This window comes from Methylobacterium sp. WL18 (genome assembly GCF_008040015.1).
Taxonomy (GTDB): Bacteria; Pseudomonadota; Alphaproteobacteria; order Rhizobiales; family Beijerinckiaceae; genus Methylobacterium; species Methylobacterium mesophilicum.
This window is the reverse complement of record NZ_VRVD01000468.1, coordinates 1-3,732: the sequence shown is the minus strand read 5'-3', so window position 1 is coordinate 3,732 and position 3,732 is coordinate 1. Positions and strand designations below refer to the sequence as shown.

Annotated in this window: 4 protein-coding genes; 1 reads left to right on the top strand and 3 read right to left on the bottom strand. The window is 65.8% G+C overall.

Going from position 1 to position 3,732, the window contains the following annotated elements:
• The 3 genes from FV228_RS23060 to galE all read right to left on the bottom strand — a co-directional run.
• A partial coding sequence (locus FV228_RS23060) for a sugar phosphate nucleotidyltransferase (RefSeq protein WP_246694001.1) occupies positions 1-336 on the bottom strand: 336 nt, incomplete at its 3' end.
• A 61-nt stretch (positions 337-397) separates the two neighbouring features.
• Complete coding sequence (locus tag FV228_RS23055) at positions 398-1,540, bottom strand: glycosyltransferase (protein WP_147856724.1); 1,143 nt, start codon at positions 1,538-1,540, stop codon at positions 398-400.
• A 60-nt stretch (positions 1,541-1,600) separates the two neighbouring features.
• Positions 1,601-2,593: a UDP-glucose 4-epimerase GalE gene (galE, locus tag FV228_RS23050; RefSeq protein WP_147856723.1), complete on the bottom strand. Its 993-nt coding sequence runs from the start codon at positions 2,591-2,593 to the stop codon at positions 1,601-1,603.
• A 784-nt stretch (positions 2,594-3,377) separates the two neighbouring features.
• On the opposite strand from galE, the gene FV228_RS23045 reads away from it, so the two are divergent.
• Positions 3,378-3,732: sugar transferase (locus tag FV228_RS23045; RefSeq protein WP_187277871.1), on the top strand; the 355-nt coding region annotated here is incomplete at its 3' end.

The window sequence follows — 3,732 nt, the reverse complement described above, 5'->3', positions numbered from 1 at the left end:
GGCCTGCGGATCGGTGCGGGCGGCGTGGAGGGCGGCCACCGCCACGGCGGCGGCGGAGTCGCGGCCCTGCGGCTCCAGCAGGATGTCGGCGCCGATCCCGAGCTGGCTGCACTGCTCGGCCACGATGAACCGGGCCTCGGCCGAGGCGATCACGGTGGGCCGGGCGAACACGGCCGCGTCCGACACCCGCGCCAGGGTCGCCTGGAAGGTCGAGCGCTCCGCGTCCACCAGCCGGGCGAACTGCTTGGGCATGCTCTCGCGCGAGGCGGGCCACAGGCGCGTCCCCGTGCCGCCGCACAGGATCATGGGGTAGACCGTATCGAATGGCTCAGACATCAAAATCAATCTTTCGCACCGAGGTATAGGGCGGATTTAAAACGAGGCGATCGACGCAAACTCAATTCAAAAGGTCGAGCTGTCCACCGGCCAGAGGGGGGCGGAGACCCTGGTGACCCCGTGCCAGGACGCCGTCGATGAACTGACCCATGGCCGTCAAGAAGCGCTCGACGCTGAACTCCGAGGCCCGTTCGACGAGGGCCTCGGGCCCCGGCGCGATGGCTTTGCATCGCGCGATCGCGGCAATCAAGGCGTCCACCGACTGTTCGTGGAAGAAGGTCCCGGTCACCCCCTCCTGGACGGTCTCCGTCGCGCCGCCCTTCCCGTACGCGATCACCGGCCGGCCGCTCGCCATGGCTTCCACGGGCACGATCCCGAAATCCTCCTCGCCGGGGAAGATCAGGGCCTGGCACCGGGCATAATGGTGCTTCAGCACCGCGAAGGGTTGCGGGCCGAGCATCGTGACGTGCGGGCCGACCAGGCTCCGCAATTCGCGCAGCATCTCGCCGCCGCCGATCACCACGAGGGGCTTCTGCAGGCGGTTGAATGCCTCGATCGCCAATTCCGGGCGCTTGTACCGAACCAGCTCGCCGACCATCAGGTGGTAGTCGCCGCGTTCCTGCTCGGGGACGGGACCGAACGCGTCCGTGTCGACCGGGGGATAGATGACGGTGGCGCTGCGCCGATAGTAGGTCTCGATCCGGCGCGCCACGGTCGCCGAATTCGCCACGAACTCGTGGACCCGGCTCGCCGAGATCGCGTCCCAGTTCCGGATGTAATGCGCGGCCGGCGGCATCAGGAGGCGGTTCAGGAACCCCGTCCGCTCGCGGTAATCGTGGAACATGTTCCAGACGTAGCGCATCGGGGAATGGCAATAGCAGATGTGGGTCGCGTTCGAGGGCGGGATGATGCCCTTTGCCGGCCCGGACTCGCTGCTGATCACGAGATCGTACCCGCGCAGGTCGAGCTGCTCGAGGGCCATGGGCATCAGCGGCAGATAGGATTTGTAGCGCGTCGCGGAGAACGGGAGCCGGCCGATGAACGAGGTCTGGATGCGGTGGGCTTTGATGACCGGGGAGATCGAATCCGGGGCATAGGCGTGGGTGAAGATATCGGCCTGGGGATACATCTTGCACAGGGCTTCGACGACTTTCTCACCGCCTCGCATGCCCACGAGCCAATAATGTACGATTGCAACTCTCATTCAGGCATCCTCTGTCAGGACTCATGTCTTGAGACCTGTATTATCACGCTTTAACGTCGATTAGACCCGATTGCGCGTACTCAGTTTGTCCTCCCAGGCGAGCGCCTGGGCGACGATGGCGTCGAGGTCGTCGTGGCGGGGCTTCCAGCCGAGGCTGGATCGGATCCTGCCGGCCTCGGCCACGATCCGGGCCGGGTCGCCGGGCCGGCGCGGGCACAGCCGCACGGCGAAGTCCCGGCCCGAGATCCGCTTGACCACCTCGATCACCTCCAGCACCGAGTAGCCCCGGCCGTAGCCGCAGTTCAGCGTCAGGCTCTCGCCGCCCCCGCGCAGGTGATCGAGCGCCACCCGGTGCGCCTCGGCCAGGTCCGAGACCTGGATGTAGTCGCGCAGGCACGAGCCGTCCGGGGTCGGGTAGTCCGTGCCGTAGACGTCGAGCCGGTCGCGCCGCCCGAGCGCGGCCTGGGTCGCCACCTTGATCAGGTGCGTGGCGTCCGGGGTCGACTGCCCGGAGCGCCCGGCCGGGTCGGCGCCCGCGACGTTGAAGTAGCGCAGCACGACGTAGGTGAAGCCGTGCGCGGCCGCCGCGTCGGCGATCATCCATTCGCTCATCAGCTTGGAGCGGCCGTACGGGTTGATCGGGGCGAGCGGCAGGTCCTCGGGCACCGGCACGACCTCGGGCTCGCCGTAGACCGCCGCGGTGGAGGAGAAGATCACGTGGCGCACGCCCGCGCGGGTGGCGGCCTCGATCAGGGCGCGGGTCTTGACGGTGTTGGCCAGGTAGTACCCCAGCGGGTCGGCCACCGAGTCCGGCACGACGATCCGGGCGGCGAAGTGGGCGAGCGCGTCGATCCGGTGCTGCAGGATGGTCTGGGTCACCAGCGCCTGGTCGGCGACGTCGCCGACCACCAGCTTGACCCCCTCCGGCACCGCCCAGTCGAACCCGGTCGACAGGTCGTCCAGCACCACGACCTCCTCGTGGCCGGCATCCAGAAGCGCCAGAACCATGTGGCTGCCGATATACCCGGCCCCGCCTGTCACCAGAACCGCCATGTCATCCGCCCCCTCACGAATTCACGCTCAACTGTCCGACTGCCTATACAGACCAATGAAGCGACTCGACCATCAGCATTTCTGCCAGGCGAGCGCCATAACCCTCTGAACCCGACCGCCTGTACCTGACCACGCGACAATCGGCTCGGCTCCCCGAGCCCCACATCCGAGCGAGAGGGTCCCGCCAACCGTTGCGCGGGTCGGACGTTGTGAAGTGGCCTCATGCATGCCGGGACGAAGCCAACAAACTGCACGAGACGCAGGATTAGACGTTGCAGTCAGAATGCAGCTCCGGACCTTCGAGTACGTAGTTTTTGTCAATTTGCCCCTCGTGTCGGTCCCCTAGGGTCCTCGATGCCCCCACAGGCTGATCGTCTCCTGGCGGGAGGTCTGGGCCTCTTGGAGACGGTGAACGGGACTGGGGATGTCGATCTAGCGTGCGTCGCACCAAAGAAACGGCGCCTTGACGCCGGTCATCTCTATATCGATACTATACCGATTCACGCCGAGACCAGTTTGATGACACCAGGGTCCTCTCCCTTGCTGCGGCAATACCGGGCCTAATCCGCATGGATACATTTTATAGCTTTTTAATATAAACACACGCTAGACTGCGATTGGCCACATAACTCAGCTTGTAACAGGGTCAATAAATTGTTAGAAATTGTTATTAGCAATTCGTTAACTATCCCGTCGCCATCTCGATCCAGAAAGCGAATCCATGCTGCGTGAGGCCGGCTCTCCAGTTTCACACCTCGCTTCTGCGCCGCACCATAGGGTTGAGATGTCGAACGTGGCCGATCAGATTGCTGGTCAAGTGAGCGAGGCGGCCGAGGCTGTGGCAGAGGCTGTGCTACCGGAGACGCCGTTCGTGGCGCGGGGGCTTCGGCTCGACTGGGCGGCCAAGCGCGGGCTCGACATCGGGGTGGCGGCGACGGCGCTGTTCCTGCTGCTGCCACTGATGCTGCTGATCGCCGTGCTGGTCTGGGGCGGCGACCGCAAGGCGCCGATCTTCCGGCACATACGGCTCGGCCGGGACGGGCGCAGCTTCGGCTGCCTGAAGTTCCGGTCGATGGTCACCGACGGCGAGGGCGTGCTGGCCGCGCACCTGGCCGCCAGCCCACGCGCCCGGGCCGAGT